Source organism: Bacteroides caecigallinarum (assembly GCF_016902295.1).
Taxonomy (GTDB): Bacteria; Bacteroidota; Bacteroidia; order Bacteroidales; family Bacteroidaceae; genus Phocaeicola; species Phocaeicola caecigallinarum_A.
Map to the genome: position 1 here is coordinate 1 of NZ_JACJLQ010000178.1, position 342 is coordinate 342.

Consider the following 342-nt stretch of genomic DNA (forward strand, 5'->3'; position numbering starts at 1 on the left):
TGATGGTTGAGCTTGATGATATAGTGCGTTTTAAGAATGCTGACCATCTGGCTTCTTTCATCGGTCTGGTACCAATGTGTCATTCGAGCGGTGAAAGTAACGGCACAGGAGATATAACTGTACGCCGGCATTTCATGCTTCGGTGTCTTTTGATAGAAGCCGCATGGATTGCAATCCGCAAGGATCCTGCAATGACCGTAGCCTATACGGAATACCGTAAACGTATGAATCCTCAGAAATCAATTGTAAAGATAGCCAGACGGCTTGTAAACAGAATATACTATGTACTCAAACATGAAAAGGAATATATACCGTGTGTTGTCAAATGATACAGAATCCTAT

General features: G+C 41.8%; 1 protein-coding gene. It reads left to right on the top strand.

Annotated features, from left to right (window positions below; all coding sequences use genetic code 11):
* Positions 1–329 (top strand): transposase (locus H6A27_RS14720; RefSeq protein ID WP_204509219.1); only part of this gene is annotated, 329 nt, incomplete at its 5' end.
* Positions 330–342 lie beyond the last annotated feature (13 nt).